The following is a 20,586-nucleotide window of genomic DNA, read 5'->3' as shown; positions in this document are numbered from 1 at the left end:
CACTCTATTGGTTTTTAATTCCGATAAATTAATTTTTTTTGGTTTTAAAAACCAAAGGAGTCACTTTAGTTCAAAATGAATCGTTTGGATGAATGAGCTTGATGCCATTAATCAGTCTGGCTAAAGCCCTCCATATTCATGGAACTAAATAAAAGGAATGACATTAAGGATATGTCGGAAATAAACCCATGCATATTTTGCATATTTTTAAGGAAAGTAGGATGAAAAAGAATCTGTTGGCTGTAGCTGTACTGACCGCGTCCGCATTTATCCCCTCTGCATTTGCTGCTGACGGCGCGCTGAATATCACTGGCACCATTACCGATCAGTCTTGCACTGTCGATCCGGATTCCCAAAACAAGCAGGTCGCTTTGGGCAAGATCGCCAAAGATGCCTTCACCCTGTCTAAAACCGCCGGCGCCAAGGCGTTCAATCTGGTGCTGAAAAATTGCCCGGCCACTGTCACCGGTGCCACCGTGCGTTTTGATGGTACCCAGGTTCAGGGGCAGTCCGGGCTGCTGCAACTGACCGGCGCCGGCACTGCCGGGGTCGCGGGCGGTATTGGCGTGCAACTGCTGGACGACGGCAGCAACGTGTTAAATATCGGCAACGATTCCCGCGTCTATACGCTGGCAGAGAACAAAGACAACGTTCTGGGCTTTGTCGCGCGTTATTTCGCTTATGACAACGTTTCCGTCGGTAGTGCCAACGCTACGGCCAACTTCACCATCGTTTATCAGTAAGGCCATGCCGTTACGGCGGCGGAACAGCTAGAAAAATGAGCCAGAGAGCGTGTCCTCTGGCTCTTATTCATCGGTGATGGAAACGGGAAGAAAGAGAATGAAAGCTGGATACTTTGCGCTGACGGCGGCGTTGTTGATGACGCTTTGGGCTCCGGTACAGGCCGGCGTGGTAGTGGGTGGAACGCGCCTCATCTACGACGGCGCTAAAAAAGAGTCTGCTCTGAATATCAGTAATCCGGATGCGGTGCCTTATCTGATCCAATCCTGGGTCGATGCGCAAGAAGGCGATAGCGCGAAAGCGCCTTTTATCATCACGCCGCCGCTATTTCGTTTAGACGGCGGCCAAAATAACCTGCTGCGCGTGGTGCGCGCAGGTGGCAATTTACCGACGGACAGAGAGTCGCTGTATTGGCTGAATGTGAAGGCGATCCCTTCGGTGGAAAAGAAAGAAAACACGTTGCAGATCGCCATCAAGACCCGCATCAAGTTGATTTACCGCCCGCAGGGACTCGCCGGCAATCTGGAGGAGGCGGCCGGTAAAGTGACGTGGCAGCGCAGTGGCGATCGTCTGCAGGTGACCAACCCTTCTCCCTACTACCTCACCTTTTTCAATTTGAAGCTGAATGGCCACGCCATTACCGGCAACACCATGGTAGCGCCGCAGGCGAGCGCCAGTTTCCCGCTGCCGACGGCGAGCGGTACAGGTGGCAGCCTGAGCTGGCAAATCATTAACGACTATGGCGGCACCGGCCAGAACTTTACCAGCACGTTATAACCGGGCAGCGGTGCGTGTTTTTTTGCTCCGGGATAACGCTGGAGCAGGGGTTCGGCTTACCTGATTTTTGTCGGGCCGAGCCAATCGGGACAGGGAGTTAAAAGGATGAATAACCCGAATTGCATTGGTTTACCAGGAGCGCGATCGGTTCTTGCCGGCCTGATGTCTTGCCAGGTGGCGCTGCTGAGCTCGATCGGCACGGCTTATGCCCGCGATTATTTCAACCCGGCGTTGCTGGAAATTGATAATCCGGCGCTGCGAGGCGCTGATCTCTCCGTGTTTGAGGAGAACAGCAGCCAGGCGCCCGGGAGCTATCGGGTCGATCTTTACCTGAATGGCGAACAGATCGACAGCCTTGACGTCGAGTTCCGGCTTATGCCGGGAGTCGGCGGTAAGCAAGCGCTACAACCTTGTTTCAGCACGGAAAAATTGGCTGAACTGGGCGTCAGGGTTGCTATGTTCCCGGCGATGGTGCCTGGGGATAGCTGCGTCAACCTTGCGCAGGCCATTCCACAGGCCTCTGCGGTATTCTTGTTCAATCAGCTGAGGCTGAATTTGAGTATTCCACAGGCGGCGTTGCGCTTGAATGCGCGCGACTACGTTTCCCCGGATAAATGGGATTCCGGCATACCGGCGCTGTTGGTCAATTACAACTTCAGCGGTGCCAATAGCCATATGCGCGACAGCGAACGGCAAAACAATAATAACTATTATCTCAATCTGCGTTCGGGCATCAACTGGGGTGCCTGGCGCCTGCGTAACTATTCGATCTGGAATCATTACACCGGCGGCTCTTCTTCCTGGCGCTCAATCAATACCTACCTGCAGCGCGATATCGTTGCGTTGCAAAGCCGCCTGACCCTGGGGGACAGCGCGACGTCCAGCGATGTATTCGACAGCGTGCAGTTCCGCGGTGGGCAGTTGGCCTCTGAGGACGACATCCTGCCGGACAGCATGAAAGGGTACTCGCCGGTAGTACGCGGGATCGCACGCACTAATGCGCAAATAGTCATCCGGCAAAACGGCTACGTGATTTATCAAAGCTATGTGCCGCCGGGGGCATTTGAAATTACCGATCTGTATCCCACGGGCGGCAGCGGCGACCTGAATGTGAACGTGCGTGAGGCTGATGGCCAGGAGCAGCATTTTGTGGTGCCTTACGCCGTGGTGCCGGTATTGCAGCGCGAAGGGCGGTTTAAATACAGCCTGACCAGCGGGAAATACCGTTCATACAGCGGCGGCGTTGATGAACGCCCGTTCAGCCAGGCAACCGGGATCTACGGTCTGCCATGGGGGGCCACGCTGTATGGCGGCGTGCAGGCGGCCAGTAAATATCAGTCTCTGGCGTGGGGCTGGGGGCAGAACCTGGGGGCGATGGGCGCGCTGTCTGCCGATGTCACCCAAGCCTGGACCAAACAGGAAACCCGGCCGAAGGAACAGGGGCAGTCATGGCGCCTACGCTACGGTAAAAACTTCATTGAGACCGGCACCAACTTCAGCTTGGCCAGCTACCGCTACTCCACGCGCGGTTTTTATAACCTGCAAGAGGCGCTGGAGAGTTACGGCGGCAACAGTGCTATCTATAACGATCACAAGAAGAGCCGTGCCGAGCTGACGATGAGCCAGAGCCTGTGGGATTTGGGGGGAACGCTGTCGCTCAGCCTGTTTAACGAAGACTACTGGGACGACAATCGCCGCTCGCAATCGGTCACCCTCAGTTACAACAACAGCTGGGAAGCTGTCAGTTACGGGCTGAATTACACCTTCAACCAGAACGGCTACGACAGTAACGGCAATCGAAGCAACATCCGTGACCATATCGTGGCTTTCAACGTCAGCGTGCCGCTCAGCAAATGGCTGCCAGGCAGCTATGCCACCTACAACATGAACACCAGCCGCAATGGTGCTACCAGCAACAACCTCGGATTGAGCGGTACTGCCCTGCCGGGCAACAACCTGAACTACAGCATCAGCCAGGGCTATACCGGCCGGGGCGTAGGGGCGAACGGCAATATTCAGGCGGATTATAAAGGCGCCCTCGCCGAGTGGAACCTGGGTTATGACTACGATCGCCATCGGCAGCAGGTGAACTACGGCGTGCAGGGCGGCGTTCTGGTGCACCAAAACGGCGTCACGCTGTCGCAGCCGTTGGGCGATACGGTGGCGTTGGTGCAGGCGCCCGGTGCCGCAGGGGTTGATGTCCTGAACCAGACCGGGGTCAGCACCGACTGGCGCGGTTATGCGGTTGTACCTTACCTGACGCCTTATCGGCGCAATATCGTCGGATTGGACGGTGAATCTTTCGCCGATGACGTCGACATGACGCTGAGCAGCCAAACGGTGATCCCAACCCGCGGCGCCGTGGTACGCGCCCGCTTCAATCCGGACGTCGGTGCCCGCGTGTTGCTGACCTTGCTGACGCGCAGCGGCAATCCGGTGCCATTCGGTGCCACCGTCAGCACTCTCAACAGCCCCTCTGACAATGCCGCCATCGTCGGCGATGGCGGCCAGGTTTATCTGGCCGGGCTGGCGGAGAGCGGGCGATTGCAGGTTAAGTGGGGCAATGACGCGGCTCAGCAATGTCAGGCCAACTATCAATTGGCTAATCAGCCCGAGGGCGGTGGGATTCGCCTCGTTAACGGGCAGTGTTTATAAGGTGCATATGATGGCGACAGGAATATCGATTCAACGAGGGATCATCGTCGGCGGGCTATTGGCGTGCGCAACGTTGGGCGCACCACTGGCGCAGGCGGCTTTCGGGCAGTGTGTCCCTATTTCGGGAACCCATGGGTTTTCATTCCTTTTTTCCCCGGTTTTAACCGATCCGTCGCAAAACGTAGTGGGGCGGATTATTAGGAATGCTGACGGCGGTAACTGGAACCTGTCCGGCTCTTATCGGGTGAGGTGCGAGTGTCAGGCGCGTACGGCGTCTTATGTCACCGCCAAAATGCTGCTGAGTGAGCCGGTATTCAGCAACGGGGGATTAACGTACTACGCATTGAATGAATACCTGGGCGTGGCCAGTGAAGTTTTCGTGGCGGGGTATCGCAATGAGTTTATTGCCGCACCGTTCACCAATGAGTCTAACTTTAAGACCGATATGGATGGTGATGACGAATCCTGTGCCAGCACGCCCTACAACAGTGGCGCTCGTGGGCGAATTCATCTGTATTTCCGCCGCCCTTTCGTGGGTGTGACCACAATCCCCAGCACTCGCCTGGTGGACACCTACGTCTCCGTGGTGAGTGGGGTGAAAAGCGATGTGCCGGTCTCCACGATATCAATGAGCGGCACTGTCACCGTGCCGCAGAGCTGTGAAATCAGCCCGCAAACGGTCACGGTCGATTTTGGCGATATCTTGACGTCGAATATCCAAACCAAGGGTGCTATGCCGCCCGGTTTTACTCCAGAGGAGAGAACGTTGACGCTGGCCTGTCGCAATATTTCTGCCGGTGTCAAGGTCAGTCTGTCATTTCGCGGTGAGGCGGACGGCAGCATGCCCGAGGCGCTGAAGACCAGTAATCGCGACATTGGCGTAATGATTAAGGATATGCAGGGCAATGTGATTCGGCCTCAGAGCGGTCGCTTGCCGATCGATAACTTCCAATACCCCAACCAGAGCGGCAGTTCACGGATCAGCGTATATCCGATCAACACCACCGGGCAAGCTCCTTCAGTAGGGCAGTTCAATGCCACGGCGACCATTCAGGCAGAAATCCAATAAACGGATATTCAACGGTAGTGGGCCGGGCAGGCCTCAGCGTTTAACGAGAAGGAGCAAAGGATGAAGAAGGTTTTTGGCGGTCTTGGTTGCACATTGGCGCTGGCCAGCCTGTTTTTTTTGGCTAGCCCGATGGTACACGCGGTATCGAAAATAGTGATTACCGGCAACATCAAAGCGGCACCTTGTGAAATCGACGGCGCGAACGGCACGATTTCGGTCAATTTGGGAAATGATATTTCCGCTGCGACCCTGGCGACGTCCGGCGCTTTTAGTCCCTGGGTAGAATTCCCTCTGACGTTAAAAAACTGCCCGAGCACCACCACGTCGGTTGTCGCGACCTTCAGCGGGACGGCCGCTGAGGAAAGCGCCAGCTTATACAAAAGCACCGGCAGTTCTCGCCGGGTACAAATTGAATTGCAAAACAACCAGGGAGCAAACCTGGGCAATGGCAAGAGCATGACCCAGCCAGTTAACCAGGCGACGCATGAAGCCAAATTCAATTTGCGGGCGCGGGCGTACAGCACCCATGGCGGTTCGACACCAGGTTCGATAGACGGCGCTCTGCAAGTCACTTTTGTCTATCAATAGGCAAAGAGACCGTCCTCAATGGAATGCTAAAGACAGATTTAAGGTGATGATATGAATGGTAATTATCCTTCTGCAACGACTTTGGCGGCCGGTAAGGCAACGACGGGAGCCGTGGCCATCATGGAGCCCTGCCTTATCACTGCGTTGGGGATGAGAAATCGCTTGATTGAGTCCTGCGGCCTGCAGCCCGACAACGTTCGGCAGGTGACGAACCTGGTGGCATTGAGAACCTTATTCACTCAGCATGTGCATCGCTTATTGGTGATGGATTTGTGCGGTAAATCAGAGTCGGTATTGGACGGTTTCCGGTTGATCGCTGAAGTTCGCGAAAACTCGCCGGACACCGCGATAATTATTTGTACGGCACTGGATGAACCCAGGCTGCTACGGCAACTGATCGCCTCCGGCATCCGTGGCCTGATGTTGAAGCAGGAACCGGCCATTGCGTTGACTCATTGCGTCCAACAGGTCTTGACGGGCTGCAGCAGTTTCAGTCACCGGGTGCGTCAGCGTCAATTGCATGAGGCGGCGGCCGACAAGCCTCTGACGGCGAAGGAACTGGATGTGCTGACCCAGCTGTTTTCCGGTAAAAGCGTAACCAACGTGGCGTTAACGATGTGCCGTGATATACGCACCGTCAGCACGCATAAGCGCAATGCGATGTTGAAGTTGGGATTTCACAGCGATGGGGAATTGTACCTTCAGGGGAAATGGATGGCTGCGCAAGGTTCATCCTTTGTTCGCTAGGCAAGCGTGCGATGCCTCTCGGGTAAGCAAGCATAGGAGCAGATTATGCATTTATGGCGTCAGCAGCCGCTGAACATAGCGTTAATGGACAGATGTCCATTAACGCTGGAGGGGTTGGCGAGTTTTCTAAAAACGCTGCCAACCCAGGCAAAAGTTGTCGTAAAGGAAACCAGCGTTCGCGCGGTGGCGGATAGTGTGGTCTATCAGCAGGCTGACGTGCTGATTAGCGAGATGGACGGTGAAGATGAAACGGTGGCTCAGGGCAGAGAAACGTTGCTTGCCTTGTGCACGCAGCTACCCGAATTGCGGGTAATCGTCTATACCCGCTGCCAGAATGCAGAAGAGGTGGGGCGTCTGTTGAACCAGCCCAATATCAGCATCGTCGCCAGAGATGACGCTTTACCGCTGGTGGCGGAGTTTTTTAATCGCGTATTGCTTGGGGAGCGCGTGTTGAGCCCGCAGATAGGCGCTTTTCTGGCGCCTTCCGTTAGTGGCGAGGAGGCGGCAACGCGAAAGTTGACCCGCTGTGAGAGCGACGTTTTGGCTTTTTTGTTCAACGGGATGAGCCTGCGGCAAATCGCCGAGTTACAACGCCGCAGCATCAAGACGATCAGCGCGCATAAATGCAGCGCCATGCGTAAACTGCAGGTGAAGAATGACAGCGAACTGTTTTCTTTGCACGGCAATATTACGCGGCAATTGGGTGGGAAATGGTCAAAGGGCACCTAACCTTTAATGAAACGGTATGGGCTATGATTTATCGGCAGGCTTGCCGTTAAAAGTTTACCCAGTGAGGCGTATCCCAGGGCGTTGAGGCATGAAAAGCAGCTCGGCGTGAAAATATTGCTGAGTAGGCCGTAGATGACGTGCCGGGCTGCATCTTCCTATCCGAATATTGCATCGCACTCGATGTGTTGTTTAACGGAGGACGGGGCTGTGTGATTATTCTCGTCGTGGGGTTAAATGTTGATCGTGCGGAATCGTTCTACGTTGGTCGCGGTGTAGATCACCGTATTCTGGATATTTTTGTGTCCTAAATAATCTTGAATCAAACGGGTATCGATCCCCTTATCCGCAAGGGCGTAGCCGCAGGCGTGTCGCAACATGTGAGGATGAACCTGAACGCTAATACCGGCCATCTCACCATACATTCTCATCAACCGATACAGCTGCTGACGTGATATTTGTCCGCCGTGGCGCGACAGGAATAACCATGGGGTTTCAGCGTCAGGATAGCTCGTCCGCTGGGCCAACCAATTTAACAGCGCCTGCCGTTCTCGCGGTTGGATCGGATGCTGAACGGAAAACCCGTTTTTCAGCCGGGATATATGGATCCGATTGGAAGTAAGATCAATATCCTCCAAGCGTAAAGCACGCAGTTCGCTAACCCGCAAACCGTGAATAAAGCACATTAATAGTAGACAACGATCTCGAATGCTATTTTTCCCCTCATGCACGGCAGCAATCAGTTGCTCAATTTCAACCTGACTGAGAAATTTCCTTTTTTTCATTTTTCTTTCCTGCGTCTTTGATGTTGGCGATTCTTATCATGAGGTTTTATTAAAGCATTGGAGCATAATAGGCGGCAAAGAAAATAAATAATTTCATTTGTGAGTAGATGGTTTTTTTATCTTTCCTACTTTTTCATTTTTCAAATGAATGCCTTTTTGAATTTCATATATTTATTTAATTTATTTCCGGAAGCTATTTAATCAGCGAATCTTGAGCGACCTGTAAGAGCCGTATGGAGACTTTGCAACCGTCAGATGGCCAGGGGATATCGCCTCTCTCACAACGGAGCTCAATAAACTGTGATGAGAATTCGTCTTGATCTCATTCTCACGCCGCTTACAATGCCTGCCAGATCGCGACTTCAGAGGTTTTTCATGGAACTGCTACGGGTGGTTTATCACCAGTATCGTTGGCCATTTCTGGCGGTTATGGCATTGACCATGACCAGCGCCGGCTTAGGCATCGGTATCATTGCGTTTATCAATCAATATCTGATGGACGCCGGCGGCGATGCATTGGCTGTGCTGCCGATGTTTCTCGCCCTGCTGGCATTGCTGATGGCGGTCACGCTGGGATCGCAATTGGCGCTGACGACATTGGGCCATTACTTCGTCTACCGCCTGCGCGGGCAGTTAGTGAAGCGCATCCTGGATACCGATATTGAGCGCCTTGAACAGTTAGGCAGTGCCTCATTGTTGGCCAGTCTCTCCAGCGATGTCCGCAATATCACCGTCGCCTTCGTGCGCTTGCCCGAACTGGTGCAAGGGGTGATTTTAACCCTGGGGTCGGCGGCCTATCTGGGGTGGCTATCACCGAAAATGCTGGCGGTGACGGCGGTGTGGGTCGCGGTCACCGTGGTGGGCAGCGGTTGCCTGGTCTCGCGGGTTTATCGCCATATGGCCAGTTTGCGCGAGTCGGAAGAGCGTCTCTATCATCATTATGAATCGGTGATTGACGGTCGCAAGGAACTGACGTTAAACCGCAAGCGAGCGCAGGCGCTGTACGAACAGACCTATCAACCCGATGCGCAAGCTTACCGCCACCATATCATTCGCGCCGATACCTTCCATTTGAGTGCGCTCAACTGGTCAAATATCATGATGTTGGGGGCGATCGGGCTGGTGTTCTTTATGGCTAACAGCCTGGGATGGGCGAACTCAGCGGTGGCCGCCACGTATTCCCTGACGCTGCTGTTCTTGCGCACGCCATTACTGCAGGCGGTCGGGGCGTTTCCGACGCTGGTCAGCGCCGAAGTTGCTTTCAACAAGCTGAAGACGCTGCGCCTGGCCGAGTACCAACCGGCGTTCCCTGCCGCCGCCGGCCGTTCCTGGCAGACGCTGGAGCTGCGCGACGTGGTTTTTCACTATGCCGATACGGAGCAACAGCCCGGTTTTGCCGTCGGGCCGCTTAATCTGACGCTGCGGCGTGGCGAGCTGATCTTTTTGATCGGCGGCAACGGCAGCGGCAAGTCAACGCTGGCGATGCTGTTGACCGGGTTGTACCGGCCGGTGAGCGGGCACATCGTTCTGGATGGCGTCGCGCAGACCGCGGCGGATATGCCGGACTACCGTCGGCTGTTTTCGGCGATTTTCACCGATTTTCATCAGTTCGATCGTTTGCAAGGGCCGGAAGGCGGCGAACCCGATGCGGAACTGGTCGCCGGCTGGCTCGAGCGGTTGAATATGAAAAGCAAGCTGCAGTTCGACGGCGCCAGGGTGACTAACCCGCAACTGTCGCAGGGGCAGCGCAAGCGCCTGGCTTTGCTGCTGGCCGTGGCGGAACAGCGCGATATCTTGCTGTTGGATGAATGGGCCGCGGATCAGGATCCGCAATTCCGGCGCATTTTCTATCGCGAGCTGTTGCCAGAACTGCGCGCGCTGGGCAAAACGGTGTTTGCCATCAGCCATGACGATCACTATTTCGAACATGCCGATCGGCTGCTTGAGATGCGCTCGGGTCATTTACGTGAGCTGACCGGCAGCGAGCGTGAACACGCCAGCCGGGATTCCGTCAGTAGAATCGGTTAACTCACGCCGGCCCGAACGAGACCAAAGCGGGCCGGTGCTTCTCTCCGTATGATCCCAGTACGTCGCTTCATTTTATCCCCCACCTTCAGCGCTGTCTGTTGCCGATTTGGCTTATGACCAGTCAAATAATTGATAGTTGAATTATTTACCAGTGGTTTAATTTTGACCTTTCAAGGTATGGCACACTGCACGTTCGTTCGCCTATCAAATCAAGTTATCGCCTGCCGATAACAGTGATATCCACGGTGCCGCTCTTACTGAGGCGGTGATGCAGGTCTATGGCTAGCAGCTGTTTTTTAAATTTCCATAGGAAAAAACGACTTTATTGATCGTTAAAACAGATCAATAATTATTGTTTGAACGGTTTAATCTATTGGTTGAGGGCGCTGTGGTGAGCAAGGATGGATCGGATATCAAACGTAGAGCATGGCTGTGTGTGTTTATCGGTAGCGGGCTGTTCTGGCTGTTAACCGCCGCCGTGATTTACTGGTTACTGAGTTAGCAGGTTAAGCAGGAAGGCGATTCGTGAACAAAAAGCAGGCTAAAAACCGAGAGGGCGCTGAGCGTCGCGCACAGTCCAAAATTCCGCCGTCATGGGTGCTGAGCGATGAGCAGCGCGCCTTTATTGATGATTTATGGCAGGACACCGACTCTGAGCCCGTGCGGCCCCCATTGCGCCGCAGCGTTAGCTGATCACGCGGCTGCGGCCAGCCAGCGCGCCGAACAGCATTTGCAAGACGGTCAGGCCCAGCAGGGCGATCAACGGCAAGCGCCAGCCTTCCGTCAGATCGTGCAGCAGGCCGAATAGGGTGGGCCCCAGCGCCGCCAACAGATAACCGACGGATTGCGCCATACCCGACAACAGCGTCGCCTGATGATGATGCTGACTGCGCAATCCAAAGAACGACAGCGCCAGTACCAGCGAGCTCCCCGCCCCCAACCCGGCAAACGTCAGCCACACCAGTGAACTGGCGGGTTGCACCAATAATCCCCCGACGCCGATGAAGATCAGCAGCGAGCTGCCCAACGCTATCGCCCGCTGATCGCGCGCCCGCGGCAAAATCACCACCATGACAAAGTTGGCGACGATCGCCACCACCTGGTAAACGAACAGTTCGAAACCCGCCTGCTGAGCGGAGGTGCCGTGGCTGGCGGCAAAAGCGCTGAACCAGCCGATGATGGTGTAGAAGGCGATCGACTGCAGCCCCATGAACATCGCCACTTGCCAACCCAGCGCGCTGCCCCAGGGAGAGCGATAGCGTTGCGGCTCCGTCGGCTGCGGCTCTTTAGCGGCGGGTGTGGCGGAGCGCCGCAGCTGCGGCAACCACACCAGCAGCGCCAACAGCGCAGGCAAGCCCCAGCATAACAAGGAGAACCGCCAGCCAAGGTCGGCCAGCGAAGCCAGTGGCACGGCCAAACCGGAAGCGATGGCGGCAACCAGCGACATCACCGCCGCATAGGCGGCGATCATCGCGGCGGCGCGATGCGGGAAATCTCTTTTCACCAGCGTCGGCAGCACCACGTTGGCGAAGGCGATGGCGGCGCCGATCAGGATGCTGCCCGGCCATAGCATGGCGTCTTGCGGCAGGGAGCGCAGGGCGATGCCGCAGATCAGCAGCGCGAGGGCGAGGCCCAAGGTGCGCTCGATACCGATGCGTTTCGCCAGCGCCGGGGTCAATGGCGAGAGGATGGCGAACAGGATCAGCGGCAGCGAATTGATCAGGCCGGCGGCGGTGGCGGACAACGCCAGCTGTTGCTGGATCTGCTCTAGCAGCGGGCCGACGCTGGTCAGGGCGGCGCGCAAATTGGCCGCGATCAGCATAATGCCGACGATCAGCAGAATAGGGCGGTGTAACCGGCGACGCGGGGTCGCGGTGGACGCTGGGGGTGAAGCGGGTTGCGGCATGGGTTCCTCGCACCAGGGCATGCAGTCAATCAGTGCTGCATGGCGTGATGCGTTGATTGACGTTAACGCTTACGTACCGAAAATCGACGGTATCCGTTCGCCAGTGTAGGGAAGATGGCTCGTGCTGACAAGGGGACGGCCCGGCGGGATGGCGGCGGTTAATCCCCGCCGGCCGACGGATAATTGCCATTATGTGATCCTGGTCACTGAGTGAACTAAAAGTCATGGCGCGGGGCGCACCATGCGTCGCTTTCGCTTTCCGTGCAGCCCACGCCTCAGCGCTCCGGGGGGTATCGCCCGTCATGGCATTTCACTTTTCCCCCCTTCCGCTTTTAGGATTTTCGATCCGTTTCGATTCGAAAGGTTTTTTGGCGGTTTTTTTGCTAAAACGGGGCTGTAAGCCCGATCACAATTTCATTGCTTTCGCTTTGCTGTAATGCCAGCGCAGTAGAGCGAAAGCCATCTTCTCCCCGGCGATGCCGGAAACCTGAGGACCGCAGCTCATGCCAGTGAATACCGCAAAGCGACGTGAACACATTATCGATCTGTTATGCGAACACGGCAGCGTGCGCGTGGAGCAGCTCAGCAAACAGTTTGCGGTATCCACGGTGACGATCCGCAACGATCTGCGCTTTCTGGAACGAAAAGGGTGTGCGCTGCGCGCTTACGGCGGCGCGATGCTCAATCAGCAATTCGCTTTCGATCGGCCGCTGCGGGACAAAGGGCGGTTGAATCGCGACGTCAAAACGCTGATCGCCAACGCGGCGGCCGGCTATGTGCGCGACGGCGATGCGCTGATCCTCGATTCCGGTTCAACCACCGCGCAGATCGTGCCGTTCCTGAAGGGGCGGCGCGATCTGGTGGTGATGACCAATGCGCTGAACATTGCCTACGAGCTTTCGGGAAACGACGGGGTGGAAGTCATGGTGCTGGGGGGCAGCGTGCGCCGCAACTCTTACTCGCTCTACGGTCCGGCTGCCGAGCAGCAATTGCGTCAGTACCGCTTCGACAAACTGTTTTTGGGCGTCGACGGGTTCGATCTGAGCGCCGGCATCACCACGCCTCACCCCGGTGAAGCGCACCTCAATCGCGTGATGTGCGAGGTGGCGCGCGAGATTATCGCGGTGGCGGATGCCAGCAAATTCGGTCGCAAAAGCTTTTGCATGATTCGCGAAGCCGGACAAATCCATCGGCTGATCACCGACAGCCGTCTTCCGGACGATTACGAGCGGGCGTTAACCGAGCTGGGCGTTGAGGTCATCATCGCCGATCGGTAGCACGGCGCCTGCATGGGGGCTTCATGCAGCAGTTGTTACAGCTTGTCGAGCAGCACAAGGCCGGTATGCCGGTCGGGATCTTTTCCGTCTGTTCCGCCCATCCCTGGGTTCTGAAGGCCGCGCTGCGGCAGGCCAAAGCGCGTGGCACGCCGGTGTTGGTGGAGGCGACGTCCAATCAGGTCAATCAGTTCGGCGGCTATACCGGCCAAACGGCGACCCAGTTCCGCGATGCGCTCTGGCGTCTGGCGGATGAAGTGGGCCTGGCGCGCGAGCGCGTGTGGCTGGGCGGCGATCATCTGGGGCCCAACGCTTGGCAAGATCGCCCGGCTCAGGAAGCGATGGCGCTGGCGGAAACCTTGATAGACGATTACGTTCGCGCCGGATTTCGCAAAATTCACCTCGATTGTTCCATGTCGTGCGCCGATGATCCCTCGCCTCTGGGGGATGCCACGGTTGCCGAGCGGGCGGCGCGCCTGTGCGCGGTAGCGGAACGCGCCTGGGCGCAGAGCGGCGGTGAAGCGCCGGTCTATGTGATCGGCACCGAAGTGCCGGTGCCGGGCGGCGCGCAGGAGGCGCTGGCGGGTCTGCAGGTCACCACGCCGCAGGCGGTGGCGCAAACGCTGGAAACACATCGTATCGCCTGGCAAAAGGCCGAGCTGAACGATGCCTGGCAGCGAACTATCGCGCTGGTGGTGCAGCCGGGCGTCGAGTTCGATCACCACAGCGTTGAGCACTACCAGCCACAGCGCGCCGACGCATTGAGCCATTTCATTGAACGGCAGCCGGGCATGATCTATGAAGCGCACTCCACGGACTATCAGCCGCCGCAGGCTTACCGCCAACTGGTGCGCGATCATTTCGCCATCCTGAAGGTGGGGCCGGCGCTGACCTTCGCGCTGCGCGAAGCGCTGTTCGCCCTCGATCGCATCGAACGCGAATGGCTGGGGGAACGCCAGTCGGCGCAGCTGTGCGCCACGCTGGAGCAGGTGATGCGCGAGCAGCCGCAGCAGTGGAGCCGCTATTACCACGGCACGCCGCACCAACAGTACCTCGATCGCCACTACAGCCTGAGCGATCGGGTGCGTTACTACTGGCCGCAGCCGCAGGTGCAGCAGGCGGTCGACGGTTTGCTGGACAACCTGCGCCGCAGCCCGGCGCCGCTGGCGCTGCTCAGCCAGTACCTGCCGGATCAGGCGCGGGCGCTGAACGCCGGCGAATTGAGCGCCGATCCGCAGGAGTGGGTGCTGCATAAAGTGACGCAGGTGCTCGACGATTACCACGCCGCCTGTTACCCGGAGGGCCGCTGATATGCCGAACATTTTAATGACCCGCATCGACAATCGCCTGGTGCACGGCCAGGTAGGCGTGACCTGGACCAATACCCTCGGCGCCAACCTGGTGGTGGTGGCCAACGACGAGGCTGCCGCCGATCCGGTGCAGCAGAACCTGATGGACATGGTGGTGGCGGAAGGGGTGCAGACCCGTTATTTCACGCTGCAGAAAACCATTGACGTGATCCACAAGGCGGCGGATCGGCAGAAGATCTTTCTGGTGTGCAAAACGCCGCAGGATGTGTTGACGCTGGTGCGCGGCGGGGTGCCGATCCGTTTCGTCAACGTCGGCAATATGCACTTCGCCGAGGGGAAGCGGCAGGTGCACAAAACGGTGTCGCTGGACGACGGCGACGTGGCCGCGTTCCGCGCGCTGGCGGAGCTGGGCGTGGAGTGCGAAGTGCGCCGGGTGCCGGATGAAGCGGGCGAGGCGATCGGCAAACTGCTCTTTTGAGCTAGGGGGAAAGCATGTTGACGGATGCGTTATTGATTGCGCTGTTGGCCGGGCTGGCGGGGGTTGACTTGTTCGACGGTCTGACCCACTTCCACCGGCCGGTGGTGATGGGGCCGCTGGTGGGGCTGATTTTGGGCGATGTCTACACCGGGTTGCTGGTGGGCGGCACGCTGGAGCTGGTGTGGATGGGGATGGTGCCGCTGGCGGGCGCCCAACCGCCGAACGTGGTGATCGGCGGGGTGATCGGCACCGCGTTCGCCATTCTGACCAAGGCCGATCCTAAAGTGGCGATCGGCGTGGCGGTGCCGTTCTCGATTGCGGTGCAGGGCTGCATCACGCTGCTGTTTACGCTGTTTTCACCGATGATGCACCGCTGCGATCGCATGGTGCAAGCGCTGAACTGGCGCGGCATCGAACGGGTGAATTACCTGGGCATCAGCATTCTGTTCATCTTCTATTTCGTGGTGGCGTTCCTGCCGATTTACTTCGGCGCCGACGCGGCCAGCGCCATGGTGCAGAAGGCGCCGGGCTGGCTGCTGGACGGGCTGGCGGTGGCGGGCGGCATGATGCCGGCGATCGGTTTCTCGCTGCTGATGAAAGTGATGATGAAAAAAACCTACGTGGCCTATTTTATCCTCGGTTTCATCTCGGTCACGTTTCTCAAGCTGCCGATCCTGGCGGTGGCGCTGGGGGCTCTGGCGATCGCTCTGATCGACTTCTTCAACACGCAACGCGGCGCGGCAGAGGCAACCGCCCGGCCCGCTCCGCAGGAGGACGCCGAAGATGGCATTTAACGATTCCGACGATCTGCTGGCGCAAAAAGCCGAGCAGCGCATGGCGCAGGCGCTGGCCACCAGCCAGGTCGAACAGGACGATTATCTGGACAGCCAGCCCGCCGAAGCGCTGACGCGCGGCGACATCAACCGCATGGCCTGGCGTTCGCTGCTGTTGCAGGCGTCGTTCAACTACGAGCGCATGCAGGCGGGCGGCTGGCTGTATCAGCTGATCCCCGGGCTGCGCAAGATCCACCGCAACCCGCAGGATCTGGCCAACTCGATGAAGATGCACATGGAATTTATCAACGTGCACCCATTCGACGTCACCTTCCTGTCCGGTTTGGTGTTGGCGATGGAGCAGAACAAGGAGAAGATCTCCACCATTCGCGCGGTGAAAGTGGCGCTGATGGGGCCGCTCGGCGGTATCGGCGACGCGCTGTTTTGGCTGACGCTGCTGCCGATCTGCGCCGGCATAGGCGCTTCGCTGGCATTGGAGGGCAGCCTGTTCGGGCCGATCGTCTTCCTGCTGCTGTTCAACCTGTTCCACTTCGGCCTGCGTTTTGGGCTGGCGCACTACGGCTATCAGGCCGGCACCAGCGCGCTGGCGCTGCTGAAGACCCACACCCGGCGCATTTCTCACGCCGCGTCGATCGTCGGCATGACGGTGATCGGCGCGCTGGTGGCCTCGTATGTGCACCTGTCCACGCCGCTGGTGATGCATGCCGGCAAGGCCAGCGTGGCGCTGCAGACCGACGTGCTGGACAAGCTGATGCCCAACTTGTTGCCGCTGTGTTTCACGCTGCTCATTTTCTTCCTGATGAAGCGCGGATTCTCGCCGGTGAAGCTGATTGGCGTCACCGTAGTCATCGGCGTGGCGGGCAAATTTATCGGTATTTTGTGAGGAGCGGGCTATGCCAGGCATTGTGATTACCGGCCACGGCGGCTTTGCCACCGGGCTGTTGCAGGCGGTGGAACAGGTGGTGGGGCCGCAGCGGCACTGTGCGGCGGTCGATTTCCCCGAACAGATGAGTACCGCGCAGCTCAACGACGCCTTACGCTCGGCGCTGGCGGCGGTGGCGCAGCCGGACGGTGTGGTGTTCCTGACCGATATGCTCGGTGGTTCGCCGTTTCGCAGCGCCTGCGAGCTGGCGGATGCGCAGGGCGATTGTGAAGTGCTGACCGGCGTCAACATGCAGTTGGCGGCGGAAATGATGCTGGAGCGCGACGGGTTGAGCCTGGATGAATTTCGCGAGATGGCTTTGGCGTGCGGTAAACGCGGGCTGACCAGCCTGTGGCATGAACGCCGCCGGGTGAAGTGCGAAGACGCACAGGCCGATGGCATCTGAACGAAAACCGGGCGCGCCTGCGCCCGGCTTCGTGAGTTATGCCGGCAACGGGCTCAGCGCCAGGCGCGCCGGTTGGTCTTCGCCGCGGCTGAAGCGCCAGCAGGTCTGGTGGTACTTCGCCACGCTGTTGCGGTGCGCTACGCTGATCAGCGTCATGTCCGGCAGTTCATCCACCAGCAGGCAGTACATCAGTTGCTCGGTTTCGTCGTCCAGCGCGCTGGTGGCTTCGTCGAGGAACAGGAGGTTCGGGCGAATCAACAGGGCGCGGGCGAACGCCAGCCGCTGTTGCTCACCCGGCGACAGGCGATGGCTCCAGTTGGCGGAGGTATCCAGCCAGCGCTGCAGGTGTTTCAGACGGCAGTTTTCCAGCACCCGCATCAACTGTTCGTCGCTGTATTCTGACGCCAGGCTCGGGTAGCTCAGCGCCTCGCGCAGCGTGCCGATCGGAATGTAGCTGCGCTGGGGCAGGAACAGCGTGTTGGCGTTGGCCGCCACCCCGATGGCGCCCGCGCCGTAAGGCCAGATACCGGCGATGGCCCGCAGCAGCGTCGACTTGCCGCAGCCGGAAGGGCCGACGATCAGCAGGCGATCGCCGCGTTGCAGCGTCATCTCGGCACCGGCCAGCAGCGGTTGGCCGTCGGGCAAGTTCAGGCTGAGGTTATCCAGCGTCAACGGATGGGCGCTCTCTTCCCGCAACTGAATGCCGCGCGGCTGATGGTGAACCTGATCGACGGCGGCGTTGAAGCCGGCCAAACGGTTAACGCAGGCTTTCCAGGTCGCCAAGTCGTTAAACGCGTCGATAAACCACGACAGCGCACCCTGCACCTGGCCGAAGGCCGAGGCGATCTGCATCAGGCCGCCCATCTGAATGGCGCCGGAGAAGTAGCGCGGCGCCGCCACCAGCAGGGGAAACACGATGGCGAACTGGCCGTAGAAGTTGGTGGCGATGTTCAGCCGCCGGGTGATGCGCATGATCGCCCACCAGTTGCTGCGAATGGTGTCGAAACGGCTACCCAACTGTTGCGCCTCGCGTGGTTCGCCGTGGTATAGCGCAATGGCATCGTTGTTTTCGCGGATGCGGATCAGGCCGAAACGGAAGTTCGCCTCATACCGCTCCTGGTTAAAGCCCAGCATGACCAGCGGTTTGCCGACCCACCAGATCAGCAGCGATCCCAGCACCGCATACAGCAGCGCGAACCACACCATATAGCCGGGCAAGGTGATGGCGTGTTGACCGAGCGCGAAGGTCATCGGCCCGCTGACGTGCCATAAAATGTCGATAAAGGAAAACAGCGTCACCAGGCTGGAGAGCAGCCCGAGCGACAGTGACAGGGTATATTGGGTCAATACGTTGAGATCTTCGGCGATACGCTGGTCGGGGTTATCGACGATCTGCTGCTGCTCGGTATGGTAATACGCCTGGTGCGCCAGCCATTTTCCCATGAACTTTTCCGTCATCCAGCGCCGCCAGCGCATCTGCAGCCCCTGAGTCAGGTAGATCTTGTAGACCGCCAGCACGATGAAGATCAGCGCCAGATAGGTGAAGCGCCACAGCTGCGCCTTGAACACCGGGTAGTTTTTGTTCTGCAACGCATCGTAGAACACCTGGTTCCACTGGTTGATCTGCACGCTGATATAGACCAGACCGAGCGACAGGATGACGATGGCGATCAGCATCGCCCAGGCGCGCCATCGCTCCTCAGACACCCAAAAGGGTTTGATCAGCTGCCACACGGCGTGTTTCTGCAAGGGGGTTGCGTTCATAACTGCTCGATAATTGCGGTATTTTGTTCAGCATGGGCTGCGGGCCGGTAACAAACAAACCGCGACTGTAAGCAGTTTTGACTCCGCTAACCGTTTGAAATAAGGCGGCTGAATCGTCAGCGGCACGCTGGCGGGCGCAATTGCGGCATACACTCCGGCGCCGGGCGGTTATACTGGCGCCGAATTTTTGCAGAAAGGATAAACGATGAAGGCTTGGTTTCCCCTGTTGCTGACCTGCGGCGTCTTCGCCAGCGCCCGGGCCTGGGCGCACATTGACGAGCCGGACATCGCCGCCGACTGCCAAAAGGTGGCGAGCTACGCCGAACTGGGAAAAAAGGCCTATCAGCGGCAAGATTACGCCAAAGCCGCCGACATCTTTCGCGATCAGGCGGCCTGGAGCGAGTTTTGCGGCTTGAGCGAGCAGGCCGTCGCCACGGCTTACAACAACGTGGCGTTGTCGCTGATGCACGCCGGCGAATTGCTCAAGGCGCAGGCCTATCTGGCGCTGGCGCCGCACGATGACAAATCGCAGCACAACCTGAGCCTGTTGCGCCAACGGCTGGCGCAGCGGCCGCAGCCGCAGGGGCCGGGCGGCGTATATTGGCAATACGCCGGGCGCGGCGTGTGGAGCGAAGTGGTGGTGAAGCCGCAGGGCGAGCGCTGGCTGATCGATTTCTCCGGCTACGCCATGCCGCAGATGGGGCTGTATTACGGGCCGAACATGGGCGACTTCACCGCCGAGCTGCCGATCGAACACGGCAAGGCTGTCTACCACCAGCATGAAGCGGACAGCGCGCAGGTCTGCGACGTGACGATGGCGTTTGGCGAACAAGCGCTGGAGATGCATACGCGGGGGGATTGCGGGTTCGGCCACAACGTGCGGGCGGAAGGGCGATTCGTGCGGGTCGAATGACCCGCCCCGACAACCGGGGCGAGGAGGGTTACGCCAGCGCGGCGGCGCCCAGCAGGTTTTTCCAGGCTTCCACATTACCCAGATAGTTGCCGGCCGGCAGCAGATGCAGGCGGCCATCACTATCCTGCAGCGCAAAGGTCGGGAAGCCCTGGCCTTGCACTTTGGCCAGCAGCGCCCGGCTTTCCGCGATGTGCTGCGCGGTCGGTGCGCCGCTGTTGAAGCGCATTTCGGCGATAAACGCCGCCGAAGGCAACCCCAGCTCTTTCGCCAACGCCTCCAGCACCGGCGTGTCGGCGATGCGCCGGCCTTCCTTATAGTGTGCCTGCTGAATGCGGTGCAACATATCCAGCCCGCGTCCAGACAGCTTTTCCGCCGCCAGGATAGCGGTGATCGGCGGTTCGGAATCCATCACCGCCGTGGTGTCGCGCAGCAGGCCGTTGAAATAGGCTTCGCCGAACGGCTGGCCCGTCATTTCGGCGATGCGTTTGTCGTGCGGAATGACGTAGTTGCGCCACTCGTCGGTGATCTGGCGGCGATTGTTGCCGGTCATCATGCCGCCGGCGTGCGGCACGATCTTCAGCCCGGGGAGGCTCTGAGCCGCTTTCACCAGCGGCGCGGCGCCATAGCACCAGCCACACAGCGGATCGAAAATGTAATGCAGAGTGGTTTCGGTCATCTTTACTTTTACTCCTCGCTTGGCGCG

General features: G+C 58.5%; 20 protein-coding genes. 16 read left to right on the top strand and 4 right to left on the bottom strand.

From position 1 onward, the window contains the following. The first annotated feature begins 221 nt into the window (after window positions 1-221). The 7 genes from ACJ8QF_RS15630 (at window position 222) to ACJ8QF_RS15600 (ending at window position 7,306) form a co-directional block, all read left to right on the top strand. Window positions 222-743, top strand: a complete 522-nt coding sequence (locus tag ACJ8QF_RS15630) for a fimbrial protein (RefSeq protein ID WP_004931785.1) — start codon at window positions 222-224, stop codon at window positions 741-743. A gap of 97 nt (window positions 744-840) precedes the next feature. Continuing rightward, entirely contained in the window at window positions 841-1,518 is a 678-nt protein-coding gene (locus tag ACJ8QF_RS15625) for a fimbria/pilus periplasmic chaperone (protein ID WP_197753854.1), read from the top strand. Window positions 1,519-1,623: 105 nt separating this feature from the next. Further along, on the top strand, window positions 1,624-4,173 hold the full coding sequence (locus tag ACJ8QF_RS15620) for a fimbria/pilus outer membrane usher protein (protein ID WP_033645647.1): 2,550 nt from the start codon (window positions 1,624-1,626) through the stop codon (window positions 4,171-4,173). A 10-nt stretch (window positions 4,174-4,183) separates the two neighbouring features. Continuing rightward, complete coding sequence (locus ACJ8QF_RS15615; protein ID WP_234721980.1) at window positions 4,184-5,242, top strand: fimbrial protein; 1,059 nt, start codon at window positions 4,184-4,186, stop codon at window positions 5,240-5,242. Between the two features lie 60 nt (window positions 5,243-5,302). Next, window positions 5,303-5,830, top strand: coding sequence for a fimbrial protein (locus ACJ8QF_RS15610; RefSeq protein WP_004931793.1), 528 nt, complete (start codon window positions 5,303-5,305; stop codon window positions 5,828-5,830). Window positions 5,831-5,881: 51 nt separating this feature from the next. Continuing rightward, window positions 5,882-6,577, top strand: a complete 696-nt coding sequence (locus ACJ8QF_RS15605) for a response regulator transcription factor (protein WP_131165559.1) — start codon at window positions 5,882-5,884, stop codon at window positions 6,575-6,577. 45 nt (window positions 6,578-6,622) lie between these two features. Next, window positions 6,623-7,306 (top strand): response regulator transcription factor, encoded by a 684-nt coding sequence (locus ACJ8QF_RS15600; RefSeq protein ID WP_154871735.1) that lies wholly within the window; start codon window positions 6,623-6,625, stop codon window positions 7,304-7,306. 230 nt (window positions 7,307-7,536) lie between these two features. Here the strand turns inward: ACJ8QF_RS15600 and ACJ8QF_RS15595 are convergent, their stop codons facing one another. Next, on the bottom strand, window positions 7,537-8,088 hold the full coding sequence (locus ACJ8QF_RS15595) for a tyrosine-type DNA invertase (protein WP_004931799.1): 552 nt from the start codon (window positions 8,086-8,088) through the stop codon (window positions 7,537-7,539). Window positions 8,089-8,463: 375 nt separating this feature from the next. On the opposite strand from ACJ8QF_RS15595, the gene ACJ8QF_RS15590 reads away from it, so the two are divergent. Continuing rightward, window positions 8,464-10,116: a multidrug ABC transporter permease/ATP-binding protein gene (locus tag ACJ8QF_RS15590; protein WP_060560153.1), complete on the top strand. Its 1,653-nt coding sequence runs from the start codon at window positions 8,464-8,466 to the stop codon at window positions 10,114-10,116. Between the two features lie 388 nt (window positions 10,117-10,504). Beyond that, a complete protein-coding gene (locus ACJ8QF_RS15585; protein WP_049232362.1) occupies window positions 10,505-10,618 on the top strand; it encodes a YmiA family putative membrane protein in 114 nt (37 codons plus the stop codon). A 183-nt stretch (window positions 10,619-10,801) separates the two neighbouring features. Here the strand turns inward: ACJ8QF_RS15585 and ACJ8QF_RS15580 are convergent, their stop codons facing one another. Continuing rightward, window positions 10,802-12,022 carry a CynX/NimT family MFS transporter gene (locus ACJ8QF_RS15580; protein ID WP_004931803.1) on the bottom strand — a complete coding sequence of 407 codons (1,221 nt, stop codon included), beginning with the start codon at window positions 12,020-12,022 and terminating at the stop codon, window positions 10,802-10,804. A 503-nt stretch (window positions 12,023-12,525) separates the two neighbouring features. Here ACJ8QF_RS15580 and agaR point away from each other — a divergent pair. From agaR to agaF, 6 genes are read left to right on the top strand one after another with little or no spacing between them, the layout of a single operon-like run. Further along, window positions 12,526-13,299 carry a transcriptional repressor AgaR gene (gene agaR / locus ACJ8QF_RS15575; protein ID WP_004931804.1) on the top strand — a complete coding sequence of 258 codons (774 nt, stop codon included), beginning with the start codon at window positions 12,526-12,528 and terminating at the stop codon, window positions 13,297-13,299. 23 nt (window positions 13,300-13,322) lie between these two features. Continuing rightward, complete coding sequence (locus tag ACJ8QF_RS15570) at window positions 13,323-14,606, top strand: D-tagatose-bisphosphate aldolase, class II, non-catalytic subunit (protein ID WP_342579286.1); 1,284 nt, start codon at window positions 13,323-13,325, stop codon at window positions 14,604-14,606. Window position 14,607: 1 nt separating this feature from the next. After that, window positions 14,608-15,084 (top strand): PTS N-acetylgalactosamine transporter subunit IIB, encoded by a 477-nt coding sequence (gene agaV / locus ACJ8QF_RS15565; RefSeq protein ID WP_004931808.1) that lies wholly within the window; start codon window positions 14,608-14,610, stop codon window positions 15,082-15,084. A 14-nt stretch (window positions 15,085-15,098) separates the two neighbouring features. After that, a complete protein-coding gene (gene agaW / locus ACJ8QF_RS15560) occupies window positions 15,099-15,878 on the top strand; it encodes a PTS N-acetylgalactosamine transporter subunit IIC (RefSeq protein WP_286093562.1) in 780 nt (259 codons plus the stop codon). After that, window positions 15,868-16,761 carry a PTS system mannose/fructose/sorbose family transporter subunit IID gene (locus tag ACJ8QF_RS15555; RefSeq protein ID WP_015378934.1) on the top strand — a complete coding sequence of 298 codons (894 nt, stop codon included), beginning with the start codon at window positions 15,868-15,870 and terminating at the stop codon, window positions 16,759-16,761. Before agaW ends, ACJ8QF_RS15555 begins: the two co-directional genes overlap by 11 nt. 10 nt (window positions 16,762-16,771) lie before the next feature. Further along, the gene (agaF, locus tag ACJ8QF_RS15550; protein ID WP_004931813.1) at window positions 16,772-17,206 is read left to right on the top strand and encodes a PTS galactosamine/N-acetylgalactosamine transporter subunit IIA; all 435 of its coding nucleotides are present in this window, start codon (window positions 16,772-16,774) and stop codon (window positions 17,204-17,206) included. A gap of 36 nt (window positions 17,207-17,242) precedes the next feature. Here agaF and ACJ8QF_RS15545 read toward each other — a convergent pair whose 3' ends face one another. Beyond that, complete coding sequence (locus ACJ8QF_RS15545; RefSeq protein ID WP_442537671.1) at window positions 17,243-18,970, bottom strand: ABC transporter ATP-binding protein/permease; 1,728 nt, start codon at window positions 18,968-18,970, stop codon at window positions 17,243-17,245. Between the two features lie 205 nt (window positions 18,971-19,175). On the opposite strand from ACJ8QF_RS15545, the gene ACJ8QF_RS15540 reads away from it, so the two are divergent. After that, a complete protein-coding gene (locus tag ACJ8QF_RS15540) occupies window positions 19,176-19,883 on the top strand; it encodes a tetratricopeptide repeat protein (protein ID WP_442537670.1) in 708 nt (235 codons plus the stop codon). A 28-nt stretch (window positions 19,884-19,911) separates the two neighbouring features. Here the strand turns inward: ACJ8QF_RS15540 and ACJ8QF_RS15535 are convergent, their stop codons facing one another. Then, window positions 19,912-20,559 carry a DsbA family protein gene (locus ACJ8QF_RS15535; RefSeq protein WP_004931818.1) on the bottom strand — a complete coding sequence of 216 codons (648 nt, stop codon included), beginning with the start codon at window positions 20,557-20,559 and terminating at the stop codon, window positions 19,912-19,914. Between the last annotated feature and the right edge of the window lie 27 nt (window positions 20,560-20,586).

Source organism: Serratia sp. CY81684, assembly GCF_052166595.1.
In the GTDB taxonomy this organism is placed as follows: domain Bacteria; phylum Pseudomonadota; class Gammaproteobacteria; order Enterobacterales; family Enterobacteriaceae; genus Serratia; species Serratia nematodiphila.
The sequence above is the reverse complement of the archived record's forward strand: the minus strand, read 5'-3'. Positions and strand labels throughout refer to the sequence as shown.